The sequence below is a fragment of the Vibrio sp. TBV020 genome (genome assembly GCF_046056895.1).
In the GTDB taxonomy this organism is placed as follows: domain Bacteria; phylum Pseudomonadota; class Gammaproteobacteria; order Enterobacterales; family Vibrionaceae; genus Vibrio.
In genome coordinates, this window is record NZ_JBEEAQ010000003.1 from 1,574,962 (window position 1) to 1,597,217 (window position 22,256).

Annotated in this window: 32 protein-coding genes and 1 pseudogene; 29 read left to right on the plus strand and 4 right to left on the minus strand. The window is 40.6% G+C overall.

Going from position 1 to position 22,256, the window contains the following annotated elements; all coding sequences use genetic code 11:
* Positions 1-99: 99 nt before the first annotated feature.
* The 10 genes from AAFX28_RS15370 (at position 100) to AAFX28_RS15415 (ending at position 7,198) form a co-directional block, all read left to right on the plus strand.
* Positions 100-696 (plus strand): class I SAM-dependent methyltransferase, encoded by a 597-nt coding sequence (locus AAFX28_RS15370; RefSeq protein WP_408688921.1) that lies wholly within the window; start codon positions 100-102, stop codon positions 694-696.
* A gap of 246 nt (positions 697-942) precedes the next feature.
* Entirely contained in the window at positions 943-1,290 is a 348-nt protein-coding gene (locus tag AAFX28_RS15375) for a DUF4156 domain-containing protein (protein WP_408688923.1), read from the plus strand.
* Positions 1,291-1,443: 153 nt separating this feature from the next.
* Positions 1,444-1,980, plus strand: a complete 537-nt coding sequence (locus tag AAFX28_RS15380) for a nucleotidyltransferase family protein (RefSeq protein WP_408688925.1) — start codon at positions 1,444-1,446, stop codon at positions 1,978-1,980.
* Positions 1,981-2,218: 238 nt separating this feature from the next.
* On the plus strand, positions 2,219-2,461 hold the full coding sequence (locus tag AAFX28_RS15385; protein ID WP_004418123.1) for a hypothetical protein: 243 nt from the start codon (positions 2,219-2,221) through the stop codon (positions 2,459-2,461).
* A 157-nt stretch (positions 2,462-2,618) separates the two neighbouring features.
* A complete protein-coding gene (locus tag AAFX28_RS15390; RefSeq protein WP_408688927.1) occupies positions 2,619-3,155 on the plus strand; it encodes a nucleotidyltransferase family protein in 537 nt (178 codons plus the stop codon).
* A 105-nt stretch (positions 3,156-3,260) separates the two neighbouring features.
* On the plus strand, positions 3,261-4,079 hold the full coding sequence (locus AAFX28_RS15395) for an AbiJ-NTD4 domain-containing protein (protein WP_408688929.1): 819 nt from the start codon (positions 3,261-3,263) through the stop codon (positions 4,077-4,079).
* 144 nt (positions 4,080-4,223) lie between these two features.
* Positions 4,224-4,781: a nucleotidyltransferase domain-containing protein gene (locus AAFX28_RS15400; protein ID WP_408688930.1), complete on the plus strand. Its 558-nt coding sequence runs from the start codon at positions 4,224-4,226 to the stop codon at positions 4,779-4,781.
* 159 nt (positions 4,782-4,940) lie between these two features.
* Positions 4,941-5,831, plus strand: coding sequence for a hypothetical protein (locus AAFX28_RS15405; RefSeq protein WP_005377010.1), 891 nt, complete (start codon positions 4,941-4,943; stop codon positions 5,829-5,831).
* A gap of 146 nt (positions 5,832-5,977) precedes the next feature.
* Positions 5,978-6,406, plus strand: a complete 429-nt coding sequence (locus AAFX28_RS15410) for an ester cyclase (RefSeq protein WP_408688932.1) — start codon at positions 5,978-5,980, stop codon at positions 6,404-6,406.
* A 147-nt stretch (positions 6,407-6,553) separates the two neighbouring features.
* Positions 6,554-7,198, plus strand: coding sequence for a hypothetical protein (locus tag AAFX28_RS15415; protein ID WP_408688934.1), 645 nt, complete (start codon positions 6,554-6,556; stop codon positions 7,196-7,198).
* A 1,193-nt stretch (positions 7,199-8,391) separates the two neighbouring features.
* Here the strand turns inward: AAFX28_RS15415 and AAFX28_RS15420 are convergent.
* Positions 8,392-8,628, minus strand: coding sequence for a GNAT family N-acetyltransferase (locus tag AAFX28_RS15420; protein ID WP_408688935.1), 237 nt, complete (start codon positions 8,626-8,628; stop codon positions 8,392-8,394).
* Between the two features lie 9 nt (positions 8,629-8,637).
* Positions 8,638-8,844 (minus strand): hypothetical protein, encoded by a 207-nt coding sequence (locus tag AAFX28_RS15425; protein ID WP_408688936.1) that lies wholly within the window; start codon positions 8,842-8,844, stop codon positions 8,638-8,640.
* 171 nt (positions 8,845-9,015) lie between these two features.
* Between AAFX28_RS15425 and AAFX28_RS15430 the strand changes: the two genes are divergently transcribed.
* Positions 9,016-9,444, plus strand: coding sequence for a GNAT family N-acetyltransferase (locus AAFX28_RS15430; RefSeq protein ID WP_408688938.1), 429 nt, complete (start codon positions 9,016-9,018; stop codon positions 9,442-9,444).
* Between the two features lie 89 nt (positions 9,445-9,533).
* On the opposite strand, the pseudogene AAFX28_RS15435 reads toward AAFX28_RS15430, so the two are convergent.
* A pseudogene (locus AAFX28_RS15435) lies at positions 9,534-10,010 on the minus strand (peroxiredoxin).
* A 212-nt stretch (positions 10,011-10,222) separates the two neighbouring features.
* On the opposite strand from AAFX28_RS15435, the gene AAFX28_RS15440 reads away from it, so the two are divergent.
* The 14 genes from AAFX28_RS15440 to AAFX28_RS15505 all read left to right on the plus strand — a co-directional run bounded on the left by AAFX28_RS15440 (position 10,223) and on the right by AAFX28_RS15505 (position 18,487).
* Complete coding sequence (locus tag AAFX28_RS15440) at positions 10,223-10,603, plus strand: nuclear transport factor 2 family protein (RefSeq protein WP_408690886.1); 381 nt, start codon at positions 10,223-10,225, stop codon at positions 10,601-10,603.
* Positions 10,604-10,932: 329 nt separating this feature from the next.
* Positions 10,933-11,358, plus strand: a complete 426-nt coding sequence (locus AAFX28_RS15445; protein ID WP_408688940.1) for a CatB-related O-acetyltransferase — start codon at positions 10,933-10,935, stop codon at positions 11,356-11,358.
* 145 nt (positions 11,359-11,503) lie between these two features.
* Positions 11,504-12,280 carry a phosphotransferase family protein gene (locus tag AAFX28_RS15450; protein WP_408688942.1) on the plus strand — a complete coding sequence of 259 codons (777 nt, stop codon included), beginning with the start codon at positions 11,504-11,506 and terminating at the stop codon, positions 12,278-12,280.
* Positions 12,281-12,364: 84 nt separating this feature from the next.
* Positions 12,365-12,817, plus strand: a complete 453-nt coding sequence (locus AAFX28_RS15455; RefSeq protein ID WP_408688943.1) for an NUDIX hydrolase — start codon at positions 12,365-12,367, stop codon at positions 12,815-12,817.
* 267 nt (positions 12,818-13,084) lie between these two features.
* Positions 13,085-13,741 (plus strand): Qnr family pentapeptide repeat protein, encoded by a 657-nt coding sequence (locus tag AAFX28_RS15460; RefSeq protein ID WP_408688944.1) that lies wholly within the window; start codon positions 13,085-13,087, stop codon positions 13,739-13,741.
* Positions 13,742-13,996: 255 nt separating this feature from the next.
* Positions 13,997-14,362, plus strand: a complete 366-nt coding sequence (locus AAFX28_RS15465; RefSeq protein ID WP_408688946.1) for a VOC family protein — start codon at positions 13,997-13,999, stop codon at positions 14,360-14,362.
* A 28-nt stretch (positions 14,363-14,390) separates the two neighbouring features.
* On the plus strand, positions 14,391-14,885 hold the full coding sequence (locus AAFX28_RS15470) for a GNAT family N-acetyltransferase (RefSeq protein ID WP_408688948.1): 495 nt from the start codon (positions 14,391-14,393) through the stop codon (positions 14,883-14,885).
* A 24-nt stretch (positions 14,886-14,909) separates the two neighbouring features.
* The gene (locus tag AAFX28_RS15475; protein ID WP_408688950.1) at positions 14,910-15,335 is read left to right on the plus strand and encodes a bifunctional diaminohydroxyphosphoribosylaminopyrimidine deaminase/5-amino-6-(5-phosphoribosylamino)uracil reductase RibD; all 426 of its coding nucleotides are present in this window, start codon (positions 14,910-14,912) and stop codon (positions 15,333-15,335) included.
* Between the two features lie 172 nt (positions 15,336-15,507).
* Positions 15,508-15,852: a VOC family protein gene (locus AAFX28_RS15480; protein ID WP_408688951.1), complete on the plus strand. Its 345-nt coding sequence runs from the start codon at positions 15,508-15,510 to the stop codon at positions 15,850-15,852.
* Between the two features lie 82 nt (positions 15,853-15,934).
* The gene (locus AAFX28_RS15485) at positions 15,935-16,474 is read left to right on the plus strand and encodes an isochorismatase family protein (protein WP_408688953.1); all 540 of its coding nucleotides are present in this window, start codon (positions 15,935-15,937) and stop codon (positions 16,472-16,474) included.
* A gap of 157 nt (positions 16,475-16,631) precedes the next feature.
* Positions 16,632-16,853: a VF530 family DNA-binding protein gene (locus AAFX28_RS15490; protein ID WP_004400149.1), complete on the plus strand. Its 222-nt coding sequence runs from the start codon at positions 16,632-16,634 to the stop codon at positions 16,851-16,853.
* Positions 16,854-16,924: 71 nt separating this feature from the next.
* Positions 16,925-17,371: a GNAT family N-acetyltransferase gene (locus tag AAFX28_RS15495; protein WP_408688954.1), complete on the plus strand. Its 447-nt coding sequence runs from the start codon at positions 16,925-16,927 to the stop codon at positions 17,369-17,371.
* Between the two features lie 151 nt (positions 17,372-17,522).
* Positions 17,523-17,855: a YnfA family protein gene (locus tag AAFX28_RS15500; protein ID WP_408690887.1), complete on the plus strand. Its 333-nt coding sequence runs from the start codon at positions 17,523-17,525 to the stop codon at positions 17,853-17,855.
* 122 nt (positions 17,856-17,977) lie between these two features.
* Positions 17,978-18,487, plus strand: coding sequence for an AAA family ATPase (locus AAFX28_RS15505; RefSeq protein WP_408688955.1), 510 nt, complete (start codon positions 17,978-17,980; stop codon positions 18,485-18,487).
* A gap of 47 nt (positions 18,488-18,534) precedes the next feature.
* Here AAFX28_RS15505 and AAFX28_RS15510 read toward each other — a convergent pair whose 3' ends face one another.
* Positions 18,535-18,969: a BLUF domain-containing protein gene (locus AAFX28_RS15510; protein WP_408688957.1), complete on the minus strand. Its 435-nt coding sequence runs from the start codon at positions 18,967-18,969 to the stop codon at positions 18,535-18,537.
* Positions 18,970-19,158: 189 nt separating this feature from the next.
* Between AAFX28_RS15510 and AAFX28_RS15515 the strand changes: the two genes are divergently transcribed.
* The 4 genes from AAFX28_RS15515 to AAFX28_RS15530 all read left to right on the plus strand — a co-directional run bounded on the left by AAFX28_RS15515 (position 19,159) and on the right by AAFX28_RS15530 (position 22,199).
* On the plus strand, positions 19,159-20,103 hold the full coding sequence (locus AAFX28_RS15515) for a D-2-hydroxyacid dehydrogenase family protein (RefSeq protein ID WP_408688958.1): 945 nt from the start codon (positions 19,159-19,161) through the stop codon (positions 20,101-20,103).
* A 62-nt stretch (positions 20,104-20,165) separates the two neighbouring features.
* Positions 20,166-20,621 carry an N-acetyltransferase family protein gene (locus tag AAFX28_RS15520; protein ID WP_408688959.1) on the plus strand — a complete coding sequence of 152 codons (456 nt, stop codon included), beginning with the start codon at positions 20,166-20,168 and terminating at the stop codon, positions 20,619-20,621.
* A 145-nt stretch (positions 20,622-20,766) separates the two neighbouring features.
* Entirely contained in the window at positions 20,767-21,213 is a 447-nt protein-coding gene (locus tag AAFX28_RS15525; protein ID WP_408688960.1) for a GNAT family N-acetyltransferase, read from the plus strand.
* 143 nt (positions 21,214-21,356) lie between these two features.
* A complete protein-coding gene (locus tag AAFX28_RS15530) occupies positions 21,357-22,199 on the plus strand; it encodes a DUF3626 domain-containing protein (RefSeq protein WP_408688961.1) in 843 nt (280 codons plus the stop codon).
* The last annotated feature ends 57 nt before the right edge of the window (positions 22,200-22,256 follow it).

Genomic DNA, 22,256 nt, shown 5'->3' on the forward strand with positions numbered 1-22,256 from the left:
AGCAAGTTTAGTGTTTATGGCACAATGCTTTAGCTAAGGTGTTAGCGTTGTTCACACCTTAATTTGGCGTTATGTACTTTTACGGAAAATCAGAAATTTATGGATGAAAATACTGAAATTTGGCGTCAATTTTACCAAAAGGCACTGTCTCGCCCACATTCAAAACGTACGGAGTTTGCTGTCAGACTCAATGAATCAAACCTCAAAGTAGCCACTGACTGTGGTTGTGGAACTGGCAGTGATATCGAATACCTTGATCAACAGGGTTATCAAGTTCATGGCTTCGATATTAATCCTGATTCAGTCGCTATTTGTAGAGATAGGTTCGGGTCAAAGTCATTAGTGGATATTTCAGAGTCCTCGTTTGAGTCGTTCGACTATCCAAAATCTGGTGTAGTTATCGCAAACTCCAGTTTGTTCTTCGCTGACCCAAACCAATTTGCATCGACTTGGAGCAACATCAAATCTTCAATTGAAATCGGTGGGGTGTTTGCTGGTGACTTCATGGGTTTCAAAGACAGTTGGGCTAACAACTATCGTAGTCTTACAACATCGTTGTCGGAATCAGAAGTAAAGGCTCTGTTCTCGGGTTTTGAAATAGTCAGGTTCTTTGAACGTGATGAAACAGCGAAAACTTCATTGGGTAGAATAAAGCATTGGCATACATATTCCGTGGTTGCAGTGAAACGTACATAACAAAGCGTTTAAGACAGATTCGCAACGCTCGGCATTTTCGGTTTGCTTTGAAATTAGTGTTTACGGCACAATGCTTTAAGTAGGAGGGCGTTGCTCACTACTTAACGCGGCGTTATGCGACCAAAGCTGAATCGAAACTGAATCAAAGATAAGTTACTAGACTCTGACGGCTCAAAGACAATAGAACAAGGGAACCTACAAATGGTTTGCACTACGATACTACCTTTATCATTTTGAGGGGTATTTATGAAAAACGTAGCGTTAATCTTTGGTGTTAGTCTTTTATTTGGTTGTTCTGCCAATGGTGTAATCGAGTCAGCTAAAGGTATTGAAATTGTTACAACAGAGCCAAATCGTTCTATGTGTTCATATGTTGGCGAAGTAATAGGTTCGCAAGGTAACTGGCTTACTGGTGACTTTACTTCAAATGAGAACTTAGTATTGGGTGCTAGAAATGAACTTAGGAACGAAGCATTCAAACTAGGTGCTAACCTAGTGTATGTACAAGAGTCTAAGAATACCAATGCGACAATTGGCTCCTTAGGTACAACTAATACTACGGTTATTGGGAAAGCCTATAAGTGTAAGTATTAGGTACAAAACAGGTTCGCATAACAATCTGTTTAAGAGGGATTCGCAACGCGTGGCATTTTTACTATGCGTTGCGTTTAGTGTTTAAGGTGGTATGCGGCGGCATTGGTATTGCGTTGCTCACCCCTTAACAGGGCGTTATGGCGCAGGACGAAAATGGACAAAATCGTAGAGTTAATAAAACGTGACCCAATAAGGACTGAGGCACTAGATCATGTGTCTCAGCTGAATCTACCTCAGTGCTATATAGCAGCAGGTTTCGTTCGAAATTTAGTTTGGGACTCGTTACATGAGTTTGAATCTACGACTCCTTTGAATGACGTTGATGTGATTTACTTCGATCCTAATGAATCCAATCCTGATGCCTACCTGGGTTATGAAGCATACTTGAAAGGGTGTATGCCAGAGCTTAATTGGCAAGTTCGAAATCAAGCTCAAATGCATGAACGTAATGGTGATGAACCTTATCAAAGTTCAGTGGATGCTATGAGCTACTGGCCTGAAAAAGAAACAGCCGTTGGTGTTCGTCAAACCGGCGTGAATCAATATGGAGTTGTATCAGCATTTGGGTTTGAGTCTTTATTTGGTCACTATGCCACTCATAATCCCAAAAGGTCACGAGCAACATTTGAAAATCGTGTAAATTCAAAAGGGTGGTTAGTTAGGTGGTCATCTTTGAAAATTGCGCCATAACAATAAATTTAAGCAGATTCGCAACGCTTGGCATTTTGGGTTTGAATCAGCTTTAGTGTTTACGGCACTATGGTTTAGGTAGGTGGTAGCGTTGCTCACTACTTAATTTGGCGTTAGCTATCTTTTCAAGTTTGGGCACAAAGTCGAATGTATTAAGTAAGAATACGAACTTACTTAGTGCTTTTGGTATTCTTAATATGTCGTTTTCCATGCGTGCGCTAATCTCAATGGAGGCAGTATGAATATTAGGTTTTGTGAAAAGTGCGAGAGAGAAACTGAACATACAGAAGCAATCAAACAGAAACCCTCAAAATATGGGAAGTCCAGAAAAGAACAGTTCAAAGCGTTTCTAGACGGTTTCTTCAGTGGAGCCGCGGCTTCTTTGCCAGGAGGAGCATCACTGGAGCTAACAGACAGGTACGTAGTTTGTCTAAAATGTGGTAAACAAACACTAGAAAACCACGGCACAGAATTTCAATAGAGCTCCTCTGTAGACAGAAAGCTAACAATAAATTTAAGAGTGATTCACAACGCTTGGCACCGTCACTTCAAGTCAGTTTAGTGTTTATGGCACAATGCTTTAGGTAAGGTGTTAGCGTTGTTCACACCTTAATTGGGCGTTAGGGCACAGGGCGAAAATGGATAGAATCGTAGAATTAATCAAGCAAGATCCAGTTAGAGTTAAAGCCTTAGAGTGCGTATCTAAATTGGGCTTGCCTCAGTGTTACATTGCAGCTGGTTTCGTTCGTAATCTTGTTTGGGATGCACTGCATGGCTTTGATGTAGCAACACCATTGAGCGATGCGGATGTTATTTACTTTGCTCCAGACGAGAACGACCCTAATGCATATTTACACCATGAATCTCAGCTCAAGCAGCTAATGCCAGAAGTTAACTGGCAAGTTCGTAACCAAGCACTAATGCATACTCGGAATGGCGATTTACCCTACACATGCTCCCTTGATGCTATGAGCTATTGGCCAGAACAAGAGACAGCTGTTGCCATTCGACAAGTCGCACCTGATAGCTATGAATGTATTGCAGCTTTTGGGTACGAATCCTTATTTGGTTACTGTGTCACACATAACCCTAAAAGGTCACGAGAAACGTTTGAAGATCGTGTAAATTCAAAGGGCTGGCTAGTAAGGTGGCCATCTTTGAGAACAGTGCCCTAACAAAGCATTTAAGAGTGATTCACAACGCTTGGCAGTTTCGCTTCGCTCAAGTATAGCCAAGCGCTGCTCACACCTTAATGCGGCGTTAGGCGAATAGAGGAAAGTATGAAGAAAAATTTTAGTAGAAGACACAAACTAGATTATGAAGAATGTGATTTGATATATGAATTTATTCCTTCAGCATTTAAGTATGACTTATATAAGCTAATTGATAACTATAGTGATAACACTGTACAGAGATATGTAATATACCGTGAACTAGCCGTTCAGATCAGTAAGGAGCATTATCAACTGTTTGGGTCAGATGACATTCATGAGTTCTATACTCCGGATATGTTAATACAGTTAATTACAAAGGCTAAATGGCATGAAGTTTTATCAATGGTTGAATATGTTGTAACTAAAGAAATCGCTGACGAGAACGAAATCAACGATTTATTTGATTATCACAATATAGGTTATGAGATTAAGTTAAATTCTGAATTTTTAGACTATGAAGTTAATGTAAAGTATGACTGCGTAATTACAGAAAACGATCGGGCACTAGAACTTGAAATCCCATATGAAGGTGTGCTTGCGTCAATTAAATCAGCTAAGCAGGCTTTAATTGACCCTAAAAACATAGACATCGAGAATTCAATTAAAAACTCAGTATCTTCTATTGAAGGATATCTGAAAGGGTGGTTAGTTGAACAAGGGCAGAGAGAGCCTGCTACATTAAGTGATGCTATAAATAAAGTAAAACAGTTAGGGAAAGTACACGAAAATATATGTAAGTCGTTAGAGCAGTTTTATATTTATCGAAACAGAGTTCAAAATGTAGGACATGGTTCTCCGAATTTAGCGGATGTTTCAGCAAATGAAGCTCTCCTCTTTAATGAAATGGCGATTTCATTTATTAACTATTTTCATAAAATTGAATAAAATTCGCCTAACAAGCAATTCAAGCTGATTCGCAACGCTCGGCATTTCGAGTCTGAATCAGCTTTAGTGATTAAGGCACAATGGTTTAAGTCTATGGCAGCGTTGCTCACAACTTAATTGGGCGTTATACAAACGGAGGTGGTTTTGAGTTCAGAAAAGCTAGATTTGGAGCATCTTCCCCTCCAAAGTGAGTTAGTTCGATCTGTGTGCTCAGCGTTTATTTCAGAAAATGACGTAGTAGCGACGGTGTTATTAGGCTCATTGGCAGCTGGGAAAGGTGACCGTATTTCGGATGCAGATATTATTGTTTTCACTAAGAACAACTTCCATAAGTCTGCAAATCAGTGCTTCTCAACTTTTGAGCGCGACAAGGAAATATTCTACCTACTTGATGGTTTCCACAATGATAATGCTTACTTTAAAAAGTATATCTTCAATGATTTTACGAGTGCTGAAATTCACTGCTTAGATCTGAGCGAATCGTTCAGTATTTCAAAGCCGTTTAAAGTGCTATTCGATAAAACGGGCATCATCGAGCAAAGGGTAACAGATGAACCGGCTCCAAAGCATGAGGACTTTCCCGCTTATACGAATGGTGATGAAGGTCTTACTTGGGAGCTTTTTGATTGTATCAAGTGGATGAGTCGCGGAAATCATGAGTTGGCTAAGAACCATTTAAAGAAGCTTGTCGATAAACTTTAATTGTTTGTATAACAATAAATTTAAGCAGATTCGTAACGCTTGGCACTTTTGGTTTGAATCAGCTTTAGTGTTTACGGCACAATGCTTCAGGTAGGTGGTAGCGTTACTCACTACTTAATTTGGCGTTATGAGTTTCCGTAGTTATAAAATGGTGAATAAATGAACAACAATATTGAATTTACATTGTCGTATGAAGGCGGTGCGTCAGATCACCATGAAATTGACTTCTACGACGTTTCTCAGGCTTTAATCGGTTTTCAAAGGACTTTAGCTCTAACAACCCACTTAGTCTTAAACAATAAAATTATTACTCAAGCACCAGCGTTGAAAGGTGCAAAAATCCTAGCGTTACCTCCCGAAGAGGGGAGTTGGAAAATAACAGCTAGTATCGTATTGGGTGGTCTTTATACATTTGGTACAGCACCAAGTAATACTCCTATTGGGCATATTGTTTATTCGCTATATGACTATGTGGTTTCAGAGAGCTTAGGTTTCCATGTTGATTATGATAAAAGCCTTGGTAAGTTATACGAAGAAGCTAAAGAACAAAATAAAGCTCTCAAAGTCATCAAACAACATCAAGCTGATTCACTCATTGAAAAGTGCAGTACGGCTATATCAGACATTCACCGCCCGATAACTAAGAATAAGACAGCACTAGAAGCTAATATTTGTGCAAGTATTAATGGCGTTAATAAGCCAATTAGTGCGAGGTTTAATGAAGATACATTTAGCTATATACAGGAATTAATTACATTAGACACTCATGAAGTTATCTATGGTCGAGTGTCAAGTTACAATAGCAATACGTTTAAAGGACGCATATATGTAGTGGCAGAAGGTCGCCCTGTTTCATTTGAGCTATTTGGTAGGGCTAGGACTCCAGCTTCACTACAGCTGATCGTAGCAAGTTTAAGTGCTAATGTTCAAAAAAATCATGACGATCCGCTATCAAATTTGTTTTGTAGGGTTAAGAGAATCACAACAAAATCAGGGCTGCTCAAGAGCTTTGAGGTTTATGCAGTATCAAATCAAAACATCGTCGCATAAACTCATAACAAACTGTTTAAGAGTGATTCGCAACGCGTGGCATTTTTACTATGCGTTGTGTTTTGTGTTTAAGGTGTTATGCGGCGGCTTCAGTATTGCGTTGCTCACACCTTAACAGGGCGTTAGCAGAATAGAAGGAATAATTAATGTCAGTGGAAGAAGTGGTTAGAGGTTTTATCGAACAAGTAAGGTCAGGGAAAAATTCAGACTTAGTAAACCAGTATCTAGCCCCAGTAGTTGTAGCGCATCAGATTGTTTCCGGAGTCTCAGAAGCAATTGAGAGAACTCCTGAAAACTATCGTGAACACGTTGAAGAATTTCTAGAAGCTTACGGTAATTTTGACCTCACAATAGAAGAGTTTTTAGTTCAAGGTCAAAAGGTCTACGTACGTTGGCGTCAAGACGGTCGTCATGAGGGAGTCATTTATGGTTATGAACCGACAGGTCTAGAACTTTCTACAGTAGGAAGCGCAGTGTACCGAGTCAGTGAAAACCTAATAGTGGAATATTGGATTCAGCAAGAGAATCAAGGCTTACGAGAGCAGTTGGAAGCAAACCTTAAGAAATTCAGCTAACAATAAATTTAAGCAGATTCGCAACGCTTGGCACTTTTGGTTTAAATCGGCTTAGGTGTATACGGCACAACCCTTTAGGTAAGTGGTAGCGTTGCTCACTACTTAATTTGGCGTTAGGGCTAGCCGGTAATATTCAGGAAAATTATAATGAAACAAGATCAGAAAATGAGTGAAAAAGTTACAGAGTTTCCAAACTCAACAGAATCAGGATTAGAGCAAGAATCTCAAGAGTCGCAAGAAGTAATAGGAGAGGAAAAACGACAAATTAGTTATAGTTTTGATCGAGAGAGGTACGAGTTAGAAAAGAAAGAAAGCAGAAAACGAATGTATATAATTCTGACGTTTTTCTTTGCACTTTCTATTTTTATGTTTGCAGCCATTGTTAACAAAGAAGCGTTTATTTTGGACGCGGAAACCTCGGTGATCATAAATCAAGCTATTAATGCAGTAGTGCTATTAGTAATTCCGTTCTTGCTAGGTTCTGTTGGCGGGTTAACACGCATTCTTATGTCTGACGTCGTGGTTGACCATCGTGGAACATTAGTTGTGTCGTCGGGTCTGATGGCAATGTTCTCTTGGATTGGTATTAAAAGTGGTGTATTGCTCGCTATAGTTGCTCCTCACCTTGAAAAGCAAGGGGTTATAGCAACTGTTGAGGGAACTACAACGAGTGGTTTTTATACAATGGCGCTGGTTGCAGTTGCAGTGGGCATGTTCTCAACCAATCTATACTTGTTTATTTACAGTCGAGTGGAGCAATTAGTTTCAAAATCGCAAAATGGTGCAAGCTAACCCTAACAAAGCATTTAAGAGTGATTCGCAACGCTTGGCGGTTTCGCTTCGCTCAAGTATAGCCAAGTGTCGCTCACACCTTAATGCGGCGTTAGTTGCCAATGAAGAAAAAAGTAACTAAATCAGCAATTTTAAGGCTAATGTAGTGTATTTTTGGCTAGGTTTTCGTGTTTTACCTTTTAGCTTCTCGAGTCGGCGATAGTGTTGTTTTGGTTGGTGTTTCGCAGGATTCTCTGTTTCAGAAACTGATTCGCTCGTTGAAAGTCTGCTTTTTTACTTAGTCTTTCCAAAAATGTTCTTTGGGGTTTTAAGTCTGTTTTCTGCGGCGTTGTAAATTCCAAGTGCTTTCAGTGACAGTCGCTTTGAAACTGCGCCTGGTTTGGGATATTAGCTAGCGTCAGAAACAGTGTTGGCAAAATCTCAATGGGCTTCAAATCTAAGACTTAGGGCAGGCAACTAACAAACAATTTAAGCAGATTCGCAACGCTCGGCATTTTGGGTTTGAATCAGCTTTGGTGATTAGGGCACAATGTTCTGGTTAAGTGGTAGCGTTGCTCACTACTTAATTGGGCGTTATGTTTACTTGTATTTCAAAGGCTTAAAGGTCTTTGGCTCTGGTTCTTTGTCCCTCTGGCAATTCGTCCCTAGTAGACTCAGCAAATCCGCATTGTCGGTCTAAGTTCTTGAATCTCTCAGCCCGTAAAACATGCCAATGTTCGCGGGTTGCTTCATTGTCAGGTCGTGGAGGTTGGCTGTTGGTGTAACTGGCTTAAAGTCGCTTTTAGGCTCTTTGCCAATAAGCATTTCAGCTTGGCAGTTGCCTCGGCAATTCAGCATTGTTTGGCGCTTTGGTTGGAAAGAAAGGGCGTTTGTTGAAACTTAGTCAGGTTGCCTCATTGGGCAGGGAAGTGGAATTACAGGTTTTAGGTTAATCGCTTTTAGTGGCCAAGTTGGTTCAAGCCTTGTGGTTTGGTTCAGAAAACTGGTTTGAAATAGCAGTTCTTTCTCAATTAAGTCAGTAACTTGTGGTAAAACATAACAAGCAATTTAAGAGGGATTCACAACGCTCGGCATTTTTGCTTCTACTTCAAATTTAGTGTTTATGGCACAATGTTTTAGGTTTGGGTGGAGGCGTTGTTCACCCCTTAATTGGGCGTTATGTGATAGGAGCTCACATTAAAACTCCTAGTAAACTACAGTCTTTTGATGAACGTAATTTTGTGGTCATTATCGTCGTAATAGTGCTCTATAGCTCCTTGTTGAGCATAGCCAATAGCACTATAAAACGATCTCGCTGTCTGAAAATCGTCTGTGCTTGAGGTTTCTACAATAAGAAGTCTTTGCCCTTGCTTGGTCAAAGTGCTTTCCATTAGTTGCATCAAGTCTCTACCGATTCTACTACGATGATACTCAGGATCAACGAGCAACATTAGTACATTCTATGTTGTGTTGGTCATTTCCATTGGCACGCAGTACGCGACACCAGTCATTAGTTCGTCGTCAAATTTCCCGAACCAAATAGCTTCACTGGATTCACCTTCAAAAGTATCAGCGATAAATGAAACTTCTTCTGCTTCAAACATTTGTGTCTTGTTCACAAGCTCAAGCATTTTTTCTTTATCAGCAAGCTGTAATTGTCTTAGCATAAGCACTCATATGTATTTGTTTTCAATCAGTATATACGATGTGGAAAGTATCACATAACAAAGCATTTAAGAGTGATTCGCAACGCTTGGCAGTTTCGCTTCGCTCAAGTATAGCCAAGCATTGCTCACACCTTAATGCGGCGTTATACGCTTTCGAGGAAATAATCCAATATGAACAAGGTAGTATTCAGAAATTGCGATGAAAATAGTAAGTATTGGGTTGCTCTAGAGAAGCTGTTTCAAACAGAATGGTCTGACTTTCTATTCGTAGATATCTATAAACCAGAAGCCAACCTTCCACCTGTGATTGTTGCTCTCAGAGATAATCAAGTTGTTGGTGGCCTCGCATATTCGCGCTTTCAAGAGCCTAATGGTGACTCAGAAGTTATTTGGTTTAACGCCGTCTTTGTATCCAATGAGTGGCGTGGTCAAGGTATTGCTAGCGAACTGATTAAACGAGGTGTTAATCAAGTATCGACAATGTCTCAAAGTAATTTGTACGCTTACACAAATGTACCTTCATTGTACGAGTCTTTAGGTTGGTTAGCGGTTGATATTGAAAGCGAGCCACATCATAAGGTGATGAGAATTTCGTTGTAGTGTCAGCGCGCGTAAACAAAGCATTCAAGAATGATTCGCGACTAAAGGGTTCAGAATAGGTTGTTCTGAACCCTCCTAGATTTTAAAGGTTATTTTAGAGCAGCGAGAATCGTCTCTGCTTTGCTAGTTTCAAATTGCTTTTGCTCCTCGACATTTAACTGTGTCACTACACCATTTTCGATTACCATTGCATATCGCTGTGAACGAATCCCACCGAATGTCGCCGTATCCATTTCAAGCCCTAAAGCTTTGGTAAAGCTAGCATCACCATCAGCCAGCATAATAATTTCCGTGGCATTTTGTGCCTCTCCCCACACTTACATTACAAAAGCATCATTCACTGAAACACAAGCAATGATATCGACGCCTTTTGCTTTGATTTCGTCAGCTAGTACAACGTATCCAGGCAAATGAGCTTCTGAACAGGTTGGTGTAAATGCCCCTGGGACAGCGAAAAGAACAACTCGTTTGTTTGCAAAAAGCTCATCTGTGTTGTGGGTTACCATGCCTTCCGCGCTTAGCTCGCAGAGTGATGTGGTAGGTATTGCTTGGCCTTTCTGGATCATGTCTGCATTCCTTGTTTTATTTGCCATGAACAATTTAGCGATCAAAGCCAAAAGGGACCACCTACAGAAAATAAGGGTATGATGGATATCTAAAATACACATAAGAATAAATTTATGAGTGATTCGCTACGTTTGGCCTTTTCATTCCATTGTTAGGTTTTGTAGTCGCGTTACGTACACCTTAAGGGGGCGTTAATAGTTTGGAGGGAATAATAAACTCAAAAGAAGTCGTGCTAGCTTTCTGGGAAGCGATGCAAACAAATGATTTTGTAAAAGCCAGTGAATGGCTGAGTCCTGATTTTGAGGTTTTTTGGCCCCAATCAGGTGAACTAATTGTAGGAAGAGAAAATTTCATCGCCATTAATTCCTACTATCCCGCAAACGGTGTTTGGGAGTTTGATGTTCATTCGGTAGTTTGTGACGGCTTTACGGTCGTAACTGATGTTTCGATTACAGATGGAGTTCAAAAAGCCCGTGCTGTTACTTTTCATACCGTTGAAAAGGGTTTGATCAGAAAGCAAAAAGAGTTTTGGCCTGATCCTATGGAAGCGCAAGAATGGCGATCAAAATGGGTGAAGGTCATACGAGGTTAGGTGGTAACGTTGAGCACTACGTGATACGGCGTTCATTGAATACACTGACCTACAGCGTGTGCAATAATAGAAGCAAATTTGAACGAGAATAACTCTATGAAATCAGACAATCTTTTTCCGAACAAAGACTTCAAAAATACAGTTTATTTGAAACCATTAATCGCGGAAAGCGAAGTGACTAATGTTCATGCCGGCGACTTTAGCTATTACAGTGATTTTGAAGACCCAACAGAGTTCCTGACTAAGAATGTTTTATACAATTTTGGTATTTCGGGCACTCACTTCATATTGGGAAATTTTGCGCATTTGCCAATGGAGTCCAGTTCATCATGCCTGACGCAAACCATGCAACTTCAGGTATCACAACATATCCATTTGCCGTTTTCGGTGAAAAATGGGCTGAGGCTCTACCGTTATCAGACTACCCATTTAAAGCATACAAAGATACCATAATTGGCAATGATGTCTGGCTTGGTTATGACGTAACAATTATGCCCGGAGTAAACATCGGTCATGGGTTAATTATTGGTGCTAAGTCAGTCGTTTCTACAGATATTCCACCGTATAGTATTGCGGTAGGTAACCCTGCGAAAGTGGTTAAAACTCGGTTTAGTGAATCTGACCAAGAAGTTCTATTAGATCTAGCATGGTGGGATTGGGAAATTGAGTTAATCGAAAAAGCGATGCCAATTCTAGTTAAAGGTGATATTCCTAAAGTCCTTGAATTCGCGAAACAAAATGGCTTGGCAGCATAAGTTCAGCTAGCAAATTATTTAAGATTGAGTCGTTAAGCTTGGCTTTATAGCTCATTAGTAGAGTTCAGTGCTCACGATGGTAAGGTTAAGATTCGTGGGTACGTGACTCTCACGCCTTAAAGTGACGTTAAAGTGTAGGAAAGGTATGACGACTGAAGATTTATCAAGGATGGGTTCTGCTAAAGTCTCTATTGAGAGCCTAAACGGCGTAGATTGTATTCTTAAGCAAAATGCATCACAAATAGAAGTCGACTTCTATCAAACCGTTGCTCCCAACTTGGTAGGCGTGAACACTCCCGAATTACTGAAGTTAGATGGTTGTAACCTCTATATTGAGCGGATACCTAATATTGTTACCCTGAATGAGCTACGAAGCAGAGTTGATCTGTATGCTCAACTAGCGAACCTGCATCGTTCGAAATATTTACCTGAAGTCCCTGTTAAGAGCCACACTTGGACAATGTCGGATACTATAGAAGCACTGAATACTCTAGCTCTTCCAGACGAAATAGCATCTAGCATAAAACGAATTCAGACACTCTCAGGTAAGATCTTAGAACATAAGACTCTAATATCCGGTGACACCAATGATGGTAACTGGGGTGTGAGAGGCAATGGCGAATTAGTGTTGTTTGACTGGGAGCGTTTTAGTCAAGGTAGCCCAGCAATAGACTTAGCTCCTTTGGTTTATGGGCTAGGTAGTATCAATGAATATGAACGAATAGTAAGCCAATACGTCAAACACAACTCAGAAGTACCAGAAAAAGAGTTGGTAGAGAATCTAATCATCGCTAAGTGTTGGATCATTATTGAGGTTGTTAACATCCTTGTGAGACGCAACAACCCGGAGAGACAAAAGTATATAGCTTGGTATCGGGCTCATATCCCCAAGTGGTTAGCCTCAGTAGAAAGTATGGTATGACTTTTTGCTTCTCTCAACTATCACCGCGTGCTGCTCACTACTTAATGCAGCGTTAGCCGACATTCGTAGTTTCTAGGTATAAAAATGATTCCAATAAATAATTCAATTGTTTCCGGAGTGGCACTGTCGGAAATTAATGGTGAAACAAAGATGCTTCTAATGAAGCGAGTAAAAGGTGGCTTTTGGTGCCACGTCGCAGGCTCAATGGAAGAGGGTGAATTGCCTTGGCAAACCATTGTTCGAGAGTTTAAGGAAGAAACCCAGATTGATGCGACTGAACTCTACAATGGACAATTTCTAGAACAGTTTTATGAGTCCTACTCAAACGTTATTGAAGTTATTCCGGTCTTTGTCGTTAAGTGTCCAGCGGATCAAAAAGTCGTTCTTAATCATGAACACACTGATTTTAAATGGTGCAGTTTAGAAGAGGCGTTGGAGTTATCACCTTTTCCAACGCAACATGCAGTTTTCAAACACGTCTGGGAGTATTTTGTAGACAAGCCAATGAATGATCTTTTTCGTATTAAAGTCGGCTAACAAACAGTTAAAGTGTGGATCGCAACGCTTGGCATTTTGTTATGCGTTGCGTTTTGTGCCTTTTCTATAATTGCCATGGCGAGCTAAAACTTTTTTCTGGCTGTGGGCGTTCAATGATCTGAGAATAAGAGTCTTATATTGCCTCACAGGTGCCTTATTTTGGCTATTTTGCATGATTTTAACTTATTGTTTTTTCTGGTTTTGTTTTCCTTGAGAAGTTTGTCGTAAATGATAGTCTTCAACTCAAAGAGTTAAAGAGACTGAAAAATGAATAAAACAGAACGATCTTACGTCAAAGAGGATTTTTCCAGCCAAGACCTCAATGGGTTCACCTTTATTAAATGTAAGTTCTATTGCTGTAGTTTTAAGCGTACCAGCCTAAGAGATACGCAATTTATTGATTGCACATTTATTGAACAAGGGGAGTTGGAAGGTTGTGATTTCTCTTATTCTGATCTTCGCGATGCTTCGTTTAAAAGATGTAAGCTTTCAATGTCATACTTCAATGGAGCAAACTGTTTTGGCCTTGAATTAAGAGATTGTGACCTAAAAGGTGCTAATTTTTCTCAAGCTAATTTCGTGAATCAAATCTCCCATAAGACCTATTTTTGTTCCGCGTATATCACGGGCTGCAATCTGTCCTACGTAAATTTTGAAAAACAGTTAATTGAAAAGTGTGACCTGTTTGAGAACCGATGGATTGGTGCTAATTTGAGTGGTGCATCACTTAAAGGTTCAGATCTCAGCCGAGGTGTTTTTTCTGAAGATTGTTGGGAGCAGTTCAAAATGCAAGGTAGCGATCTAAGTCATTCAGAGCTATATGGTTTAAACCCTCGAAAAGTGGACCTTACAGGTGTGAAGATATGTTCTTGGCAACAAGAACAATTGTTAGAGCAGTTAGGGGTAATCATTGTTCCTGACTAAGCGCGAGATACGACAACGACATTGCGCCAGCTATCACGGTGGGCATTGATGCCATTTGGTTTAATCCAAGTAAGCAAAAGTACAAGTGCTGTCGGTAATGTAAAACAGATCAGTCACCTATCGGAAATCTGCAAATAACATAGCATTTAAGAGTGATTGGCAACGCATTGCGTGTTTTATCGCTCAAGCATAGCCAAACGTTGATCACCTAAATGCGCGTTAAGTTACAAGCAGTAAAAGGAACTAGAGTAAGAAATGGAAAACTTAAATACCGTCGAAATAAAGTCTTTTGTTCCTGCAAAGGACTTTGAATGCTCCAAACGCTTCTATCAACTAATTGGGTTTGAGATGGCATCTGAATTTGAAGATATTGCCTACTTTAAATTGGGTTCGTGCTCGTTTTTACTTCAAGACTTTTACGAACCTGTTCATAGTAATAATTTTATGATGCACCTTTTAGTAGAAGATACTCAAAGCTGGTTTGAACACATACAAAAACTTAATCTTGCAGAAGAATTTGGTTCCAAGATTACTGACTTAGTTGAACAGCCTTGGGGAATGCTAGAGTTTTGCATAATAGACCCTAGCGGTGTGCTATGGCGCATAGCTGAGAATAAGTAACGGAACAAAGCGTTTAAGGAAAATTGACATGAAAGTGTTGGAAGCAAGTCCAGATTTAGCCTCAATGCTAGTGAGTTACGCAAGGGAGTGTTTTGAGTCAGGGATCCCTAAATATGAAGGTGTTGAGCAAAACACTGAGGCTTATCTGTCTGATTTAGTTGAACGCTCGAAAGCGACTTCTGTGCTTTCAAATGGATTTTTGCCCAGTACAACCTATTACTGCGTATCAGATTCTGAAATCGTAGGTGCTATTCGAGTTAGAAAAGGTAGCAATCCCAAGGTAGAAAACGTAATTGGTCATATTGGCTACGAAACTAGACCTTCCGCTCGTGGCAAAGGCGTTGCCTCATATCTCCTTGCTTGGGTTCGTGACCAGGCTTTAACTGAACCCGCTATTGTCACTTGCTCAGTTGAAAACATAGCATCTCAAAAGGTTATCGAAAACTGTGGTGGTGAGTATCTCGGTAACTATACAGATGAAGTCGAGGGCACGGTAAGACGCTACCGTTTAACACAGCGCTAAATAGCAGAGCGAGGAATTCAAAGAATGTCAGAGAAACATATGTTGAGAGCATTAGAAATCTCTCGTAATGCCTTGCCTGACTGTATTCCAAACCCACCTGTTGGCTGTGTGTTAGTCAAAGATGACATAGTAGTGTCTGAAGGCTATACACAAGCGATTGGAGGAAACCATGCTGAAGTACAAGCACTGAATGCCTACAATGGAACTCTTGAGGGCGTTGTCGCTTATGTCACTTTGGAGCCTTGTTCTTTTGTCGGTCGAACTCCTGCGTGCGCAAATACACTCGTAGAGTCAGGTATCAAACATGTCGTCGTTTCAATGCTTGATCCAGATGAACGCAACAGTGGCAAAGGTATTAAGATACTAGAGCAGGGCGGTATTAAGGTCGATATAGGCCTTTGTTATGAACAAGTCAGAGGCTTTCTTGCGCCATACTTAGGTAAGTCGTAATGGCACATAACAAAACGTTTACGGAACAAACCTAACATTTAGCGCTTGGTATTCTAAGCTGGTTTTAGTATTTAATGTGTAATGGTTTAGGTTAGATGGTTTGTGGTCCTCACAACTTAGTTTGGCAACAGGTGATTTTGCTAGTACAACAGAAATAACAAAAGGAATAATAATGAAAGTTCACTATCTTGAAATCGTAACTCCGGATGTGGAATCAGTATGTAAAGCCTATGAATTAGCTCAAAATGCAAGTTTTGGTGAGCCAGATGAAATGTTGGGAGGTGCTAGAACTTGTGAGTTATCAGGCGGGAGTATCGTTGGTGTCCGTGCTCCATTACGCGAAAATGAAACACCAGTGGTTCGTCCTTATTGGCTAGTTGATGATATTGAAAAAGCAGTAACACAAGTCGAAGAGCAGGGGGCTGAAATTGCCGTTCCACCACTAGAGATTCCGAATAAAGGTAAGTTTGCTATCTACATTCTGGGTTCAATTGAACACGGTTTCTGGGAATTGTAAGCTTTAGCATTCTGTACCTAGCAAAGCGTCGATCACTCCTCAATGCGGCGTTGTTAGGTAGCATCAAACTAAGGATGGTGAAATGTTATCACGAGATAAAACAGGACTTATCGTTGTTGATGTGCAAGGTAAGCTCGCGCGCTTAGTCTATGATAGTGAGACCCTTATTTCTAATTGCTCGAAATTGATTGTTGGCGCTAAGGCTCTGGGTTTGCCAATAGTTCTTTTGGAGCAAAATCCAGAGAAGTTGGGTGAAACAGTAGAAGAACTAAGAGTTCATCTTGGTGAAGTTAATCCGATAACAAAGTTTACTTTCAATGCTTGCGAGTCTCCCGACTTTCTCGCGGCCATTAAAGACATGAATGTAGATACTTGGTTAGTTTGTGGCATTGAAGCGCATATATGTGTGTACCAAACGGCAAAGGGGTTGGTTGAATTAGGCTTCAATGTAGAACTGGTTAATGACTGTGTTTCCTCTCGAACGCTATCAAATACTCAACTAGGTATTAATCGTCTGAAGGAAAGCGGCGCTGAAATCTCGGGACTAGAAATGTGTCTCTATGAGCTAGTCAAAGATTGTAGAAGTTCTGAATTTAAGCAGGTTTTAAGTCTCGTTCGTTAGACGTTCTAAAAAGCATTTAGGAGTGACTCGAGCGCTCATGATGTTTAGATTCTAGTGGCCTCAGCTCAACATGCTGCCAGTAGGGTTAAAACTAAGAAATCTTTACTGCTAATCTGTTAGACTTACCACGATCATAAGTAATTCGGGAATCCCTCAAATGAGCCAAGAACAACCAAATAACCCATTACATGGATTGACCCTAGAGAAAATCCTCGTTCGTTTGCAGGAGCATTACGGTTGGGAAGGCTTGGATGCAGAAATTCAAATAAATTGCTTCTACAACAATCCATCGATTAAGTCTTCGCTAAAATTCTTGCGTCGAACTCAGTGGGCAAGAGACAAGGTGGAAGCGCTTTATATTGAGACGTTCTGCAAATAATATAGTGTGCATTCTAAGTATAGGCTAGCGTCGCTCACACCTTAATGCGGCGCTATTTGCTTGGAGGAAATATGCAATATATCGAAGTTAATAGTAACGAAATTCCGCTAGATTTATTGCTTGAAGCAGATCCTTCCGAGGTAAGTATTGCTTCATATCTGTCAGATTCATGGTGCTTTGCTGGATTGGATCACAAGCGCGTTCTAGCCGCTTGTGTCGTTAAGTCGAAGACTGACACTCTTGCTGAGATATTTAATGTATCGGTGTCTCCTGAGTTGCAAGGCCAAGGTATTGGCTCTGAGCTTTTAAAGCGAGTTCTATCTGAATTACCGCTTAAGGGGATAAAAAGAGTTGAACTGGGGACGGGTACATTTGGCTATCAATTGACTTATTATCAGCGTCTTGGGTTTCGCGTAGACTCAATTATCAAAGACCATTTTTTGCTAAATTACCCTGAGCCAATCTATGAAAATGGTATTCAACACAAAGACATGCTGAGATTGTACGTAAATATCTAGTACGCATATAACAAAGCATTTAAAAGTGAGTTTCAACGTGCGGCATTTTAGGTTTGTTGCAGCGTAAGTGTTTGTGGCAAAGAATATTAAGTTCAATGAAACATCACTTTACGCGTCGGTATGTGGTTGCATTAAAAACGGAGAAAATCAATTGATAGAACTTAAAACAATCGGCTTGTTCTTTGTTACGGCAATCGCTGAGATACTTGGTTGTTACTTACCTTATCTATGGTTAAAAGAGGACAAGTCGGTTTGGCTATTAGTACCAGCAGCGTTTTTCTTAGCGTTATTCGCATGGTTGTTGTCCCTTCACCCTACTGCAGCAGGTAGGGTTTATGCGGCGTATGGTGGAGTCTATATTTTTGTAGCTATCATTTGGCTTTGGGTAGTAGATGGTATCCGTCCGAGTTTATGGGATTTGCTAGGCGTGTTAGTAGCACTGTTAGGCATGGCAATCATAATGTTCGCACCCAGAACCACATGAAAACGGTTCGAAAGTTAATCGCTACGCATGTTAACCTTTATTTTATCCTTGGGTGGTGTGGTCAGGTTTCGTGTTAGGGCCGCCCACACCTTAATGCAGCGTTATGCGTAAATGGGGGAAACATGCAAAATCAAGGAAAGCTGTTCTTCTTCTGTGGCAAGATGGGAGCAGGCAAATCGACTAAATCTAAGGTTGTGGCTACGGAAAATAATGCAGTCCTAATTTCAGAAGATGATTGGTTGTCGGCTCATTATCCTTCTCAAATTCAAACATTTGACGACTACATTAAGTACTCTAATCTCATTAAGCCTTTCGTTAAAAGCCATGTTCAAGGTTTATTGAATGTGGGAGCTAACGTTGTCATGGATTTCCCAGCCAATACTATTAAGCAAAGAGCTTGGTTCGTATCACTGTGCGTCGAAGTAGGTAGTGAGCATGAACTTTGGTATTTAGACTTAACAGATGATCAATGTTTATCCCAAATTGCAAAACGCCGAATTGAACAACCAGAAAGAGCTATGTTTGACACAGAAGCTGTGTTTCATCATGTGACCCAGTATTTTGAAGTTCCAACAGAGAGTGAAAGACTCAGTATGGTACGTGTGGGAGGTAACGCATACCAAAACAATTAAGGCGGATTCGAAATACTCACTACTTAACGTGGCGTTGGTTGCCCTCTTTAGCTAATAGAGCAATACGCTTTCGGAAGTTCATGCTTTAACCTAGAGGTTAGTGTGCAGGCTTGTTCCACAGTAATATCTCTAGGATCGAAGTTATCCGTGTTGAATAGTTCTCTATGAAGCGGGATCAGTTCTTCAGACTGAAATACATACGCCATAGACCAATCACCGAATTCTCTATTATCGATAGTTGAGACATCTACGAGTTGGACATCAGTATGCCGTTTGTCTTGGGCTATTGACTGAAAGACTTGTTCAATATCAGAAAGTTCACCTTCAAGGCACTGAAAGAAAAACTGGTTGGAGTAATAGAGTACACCGGTGATGTTTTTGTCCGTGTTTCGTGTTCGTGACTGATTCAGAATGTTGTCAATCTCTTCTAAATTACAATGCTGAGACATAGAGCTTGTATAAATTAATTTAGAGAGAGCCATAGTCATTCCTTTGAGTGTGTGGTTGCTTATATTAGTCTAGCTCATTAAGCTAGCAAGGCATTTAAAAGTGATACGCAACGCTTGTCGCTTTCACTTCAAGCTAGTTTAGTGTCCATAGCACTTGGGTTTAGCTAAGGTAATAGCGCTGTTCGTACCTAAATTTGTCGTTATAACAACAAGGAGAGTTGAGTGAAAATCACAGTGCTAGACGACTACCAGGAGGTGGTCAAAACCTTAGATTGTTTCGATTTATTATCACACCATGACGTTTCAGCTTTGAATGAGACACTCCCTGAGACTGAGCTTGTTGATCAACTTCAAGAAACAGAGGCGCTTGTTCTAATTCGGGAGCGGACAGTAATAACAGAATCCCTGCTGTCACGATTGCCTAACCTCAAAGTCATTAGTCAAACTGGCAAAGTCAGCAATCATATTGATGTGAATTTATGTGAAAAGTATGGGGTTCAAGTGCTAGAAGGGCGTGGCTCTCCGGTCGCACCTTCTGAGTTGGGATGGGCGCTAATTATGGCTGCCAGTCGCTACATTCCTAGTTATTCGGCGAACCTTAGAAAGGGTAAATGGCAAGACTCAGGTGTGTTAGGTTTAGGTCGAACTCTAAAAGGCTTAAAGCTTGGCATTTGGGGTTATGGAAAAATAGGGCAACGAATTGCTCAATATGCTAAAACATTTGAAATGTCGGTTGTTGTTTGGGGCAGTGAATCGTCAAGGAAACTGGCGATTGAACATGGCTTTGAAGCTGCTACCTCCAAAGACGCGTTTTTTATTGGCTCTGATATCATTTCACTTCACCTACGCTTAAATGATGTGACCCGAGCGTGTGTAAAAGCCTCCGATTTAAAGTTGATGAAAGCAGATTCTCTTTTTGTAAACATTAGTCGTGCAGAACTTGTTGAACCGTCAGCTCTCTACAATGAACTTGTTTCTGTTCCGACTAAGCGAGCTGCTCTCGATGTTTTTGATGTTGAACCTGCATCTCTCAATAGCGAGCCTTTACTTTCGTTGCCCAATGTTACGGCTACACCTCATTTGGGCTATGTAGAGCACAATAGTTATGAACTGTATTTTAAAATTGCATTCGAGAACATTCTAGCTTTCGAACGGGGTACACTGTAGGTTTCTACATTGAGGCAGTCGTTGTTACAACAAACAATTTCAGAAGTATTAAGGGGCTATAAATGGAATTAAAGTATCGTTCAGCGGAATTTGAAGATTTGGAAGCTCTTGTTGCTTTGCTTGCAAATGATCCTCTTGGCAGCAAAAGAGAAGATGTTTCTGTTCCGTTGAATAGTGCCTATCTTGAAGCGTTCGAAGCAATTGTGCGAGACCCAAACAACGATTTAATTGTTGTAGAGAAAGGCAACGCTCTAGTGGGGATGCTTCAAATTACATTTATTCCTTACCTAACGCATATTGGTAGTTGGCGTTGTCTTATCGAGGGGGTTCGAATCCATAGTGACTATCGTGGAGAGGGTTTCGGTGAGCAGATGTTTACACATGCTATCGAACTGGCCAAAAGAAAAGGCTGTTCAATCGTTCAGTTAACAAGTGATAAACAGCGTCCTGATGCAATTCGGTTCTATGAGAAACTTGGATTCAAAGCAACACATGAAGGGTTTAAACTCGCGTTGTAAGCTGTTTATTAACAAAGCATTTTCGACGGATTTACAACGCTTGGCGCTTTGGGTTTTAATCAGCTCTAGTGTTTAAGGCACAATGGTTTAGTTGGGTAGTAGCGTTACTCACTACTTGATTTGGCGTTATGTGCTCGGAGGAAATATGGAAATTCAGAAGGTCCTAATAGCAGATTTAGATGAAGTAACAAGACTAGTTTCAGAGGTCTCAGACAAGGATGTGCTTCCATTGTTTAATGCGCAAGGAAAGCAAGAGTATAAGGACAGAATCTTACCTGACCTAGCGACTACTTTTTGTAATGAGAAGTTTTCATCCATTAAGGCTGTATCGGGTGGAGAAGTCCTAGGTTTTGCTGCTTTGCGTGATGGAAATTATGTAACACATTTGTTTGTTGCAAGTTCACAACAGGGATCAGGTTTAGGTCGTACTTTATTGAATCACTTGCTCAATCAGACAGATGCTCGTGAAATTAGTCTACGTTCGTCCGTAAATGCTGTTGGGTTCTACAATCGAAATGGCTTCGTAGCAACAGGTAAAGAAGCCGAGTTCAATGGAATTAGGTTCGTACCAATGTCTTTAGAACGCACATAACAAAGCATTTAAGAGTGATTCCCAACGCTAGGCAGCTTAAGTTCAAAGTTTTAGTGTTTACAGCACAATGATTTAGGTTTGGTGGTCGCGTTGTTCGCTACTTAACGTAGCTTTATGCTCTTTGTCGAAAAGTAGGAGATCGCATGGTTAAAAATGCAGTAGAGCAAGCAATCGAAAATATCAGACTCAAGTCTCAAGGTATTGAGTCATCCTTGGCTAGTTCTGTTACAATCAACTTCCATCCTGATCGCTTTACTGCTGAGAACAAACCAATACTTCAAGCAATCGCAGAAGACGGCTATCTGAAATCCCAATTTGAAACTGGTACAAGCAATGGCGGTTTGACTGCTTATCTTGGCGGCGAACGCTGGCTTTGGGAAGAAAGTGTCTTTGATCGTGCATACGATGACGCTCCAACTAGCCTTAGACCAAAATATGGAGCTCTAAATTTCAGAAATTATGAAATGGGTGCATCTCCTCGATTCGGGTCATCATACTTCCAGCTTAAAGCTCATGTTTCTACTCGAACCACCTTTTGCTATCCCGATAGTTATTTTGAACCTGTAGACTTTGCCGTTTTCAATCGAGTTACCCCTTTAATAGATAAAGCACTAGCTTCAAATTCAGACTTATTAGATGACTATATCGAGGCACATATACATGGTGAAATCTCAATAAAAGACGATATCGAATGTCTTGTTCTTGACCCAATTTTTCGCGCTAGCCCTATTGAACAGCAAGCTTTAGACTTGGGTGTTCCAGTCAAATGGCATAATGGTTACGAGCTTAGCCTGGAAGAAATGAGTCGCTATCCTGACTATCGAGGTCAGAAGTATATTGAACTAGCCAAAGAGCTAGCTCAAAACGGGAGCATAAATGCAAAGATACTGGGTTTAGCGGTTGCCAAGCAGGGCTATGAAGAACAAGAAGTTAAAAAACTATGGCATTACTTGGCTAGGTTTGGTTATCAATCAGTACAAGCATAACAAAGCATCTAAAAGTGATTCTCAACGCTTGCCGATATTTGTTTAAGACAGCCTTAG

Bases quoted from the DNA above. Each gene is read 5' to 3' on its own strand.
- AAFX28_RS15415 (WP_408688934.1), top strand. From the start codon at position 6,554: ATGAAACAAGATCAGAAAATGAGTGAAAAAGTTACAGAGTTTCCAAAC.
- AAFX28_RS15485 (WP_408688953.1), top strand. From the start codon at position 15,935: ATGTTATCACGAGATAAAACAGGACTTATCGTTGTTGATGTGCAAGGT.
- AAFX28_RS15530 (WP_408688961.1), top strand. From the start codon at position 21,357: ATGGTTAAAAATGCAGTAGAGCAAGCAATCGAAAATATCAGACTCAAG.
- AAFX28_RS15385 (WP_004418123.1), top strand. From the start codon at position 2,219: ATGAATATTAGGTTTTGTGAAAAGTGCGAGAGAGAAACTGAACATACA.
- AAFX28_RS15490 (WP_004400149.1), top strand. From the start codon at position 16,632: ATGAGCCAAGAACAACCAAATAACCCATTACATGGATTGACCCTAGAG.
- AAFX28_RS15405 (WP_005377010.1), top strand. From the start codon at position 4,941: ATGAACAACAATATTGAATTTACATTGTCGTATGAAGGCGGTGCGTCA.
- AAFX28_RS15425 (WP_408688936.1), bottom strand. From the start codon at position 8,844: ATGCTAAGACAATTACAGCTTGCTGATAAAGAAAAAATGCTTGAGCTT.
- AAFX28_RS15370 (WP_408688921.1), top strand. From the start codon at position 100: ATGGATGAAAATACTGAAATTTGGCGTCAATTTTACCAAAAGGCACTG.
- AAFX28_RS15470 (WP_408688948.1), top strand. From the start codon at position 14,391: ATGAAAGTGTTGGAAGCAAGTCCAGATTTAGCCTCAATGCTAGTGAGT.
- AAFX28_RS15420 (WP_408688935.1), bottom strand. From the start codon at position 8,628: ATGTTGCTCGTTGATCCTGAGTATCATCGTAGTAGAATCGGTAGAGAC.
- AAFX28_RS15505 (WP_408688955.1), top strand. From the start codon at position 17,978: ATGCAAAATCAAGGAAAGCTGTTCTTCTTCTGTGGCAAGATGGGAGCA.
- AAFX28_RS15460 (WP_408688944.1), top strand. From the start codon at position 13,085: ATGAATAAAACAGAACGATCTTACGTCAAAGAGGATTTTTCCAGCCAA.
- AAFX28_RS15395 (WP_408688929.1), top strand. From the start codon at position 3,261: ATGAAGAAAAATTTTAGTAGAAGACACAAACTAGATTATGAAGAATGT.
- AAFX28_RS15455 (WP_408688943.1), top strand. From the start codon at position 12,365: ATGATTCCAATAAATAATTCAATTGTTTCCGGAGTGGCACTGTCGGAA.
- AAFX28_RS15465 (WP_408688946.1), top strand. From the start codon at position 13,997: ATGGAAAACTTAAATACCGTCGAAATAAAGTCTTTTGTTCCTGCAAAG.
- AAFX28_RS15410 (WP_408688932.1), top strand. From the start codon at position 5,978: ATGTCAGTGGAAGAAGTGGTTAGAGGTTTTATCGAACAAGTAAGGTCA.
- AAFX28_RS15520 (WP_408688959.1), top strand. From the start codon at position 20,166: ATGGAATTAAAGTATCGTTCAGCGGAATTTGAAGATTTGGAAGCTCTT.
- AAFX28_RS15475 (WP_408688950.1), top strand. From the start codon at position 14,910: ATGTCAGAGAAACATATGTTGAGAGCATTAGAAATCTCTCGTAATGCC.
- AAFX28_RS15450 (WP_408688942.1), top strand. From the start codon at position 11,504: ATGACGACTGAAGATTTATCAAGGATGGGTTCTGCTAAAGTCTCTATT.
- AAFX28_RS15480 (WP_408688951.1), top strand. From the start codon at position 15,508: ATGAAAGTTCACTATCTTGAAATCGTAACTCCGGATGTGGAATCAGTA.
- AAFX28_RS15375 (WP_408688923.1), top strand. From the start codon at position 943: ATGAAAAACGTAGCGTTAATCTTTGGTGTTAGTCTTTTATTTGGTTGT.
- AAFX28_RS15380 (WP_408688925.1), top strand. From the start codon at position 1,444: ATGGACAAAATCGTAGAGTTAATAAAACGTGACCCAATAAGGACTGAG.
- AAFX28_RS15390 (WP_408688927.1), top strand. From the start codon at position 2,619: ATGGATAGAATCGTAGAATTAATCAAGCAAGATCCAGTTAGAGTTAAA.
- AAFX28_RS15495 (WP_408688954.1), top strand. From the start codon at position 16,925: ATGCAATATATCGAAGTTAATAGTAACGAAATTCCGCTAGATTTATTG.
- AAFX28_RS15510 (WP_408688957.1), bottom strand. From the start codon at position 18,969: ATGGCTCTCTCTAAATTAATTTATACAAGCTCTATGTCTCAGCATTGT.
- AAFX28_RS15445 (WP_408688940.1), top strand. From the start codon at position 10,933: ATGCCTGACGCAAACCATGCAACTTCAGGTATCACAACATATCCATTT.
- AAFX28_RS15430 (WP_408688938.1), top strand. From the start codon at position 9,016: ATGAACAAGGTAGTATTCAGAAATTGCGATGAAAATAGTAAGTATTGG.
- AAFX28_RS15525 (WP_408688960.1), top strand. From the start codon at position 20,767: ATGGAAATTCAGAAGGTCCTAATAGCAGATTTAGATGAAGTAACAAGA.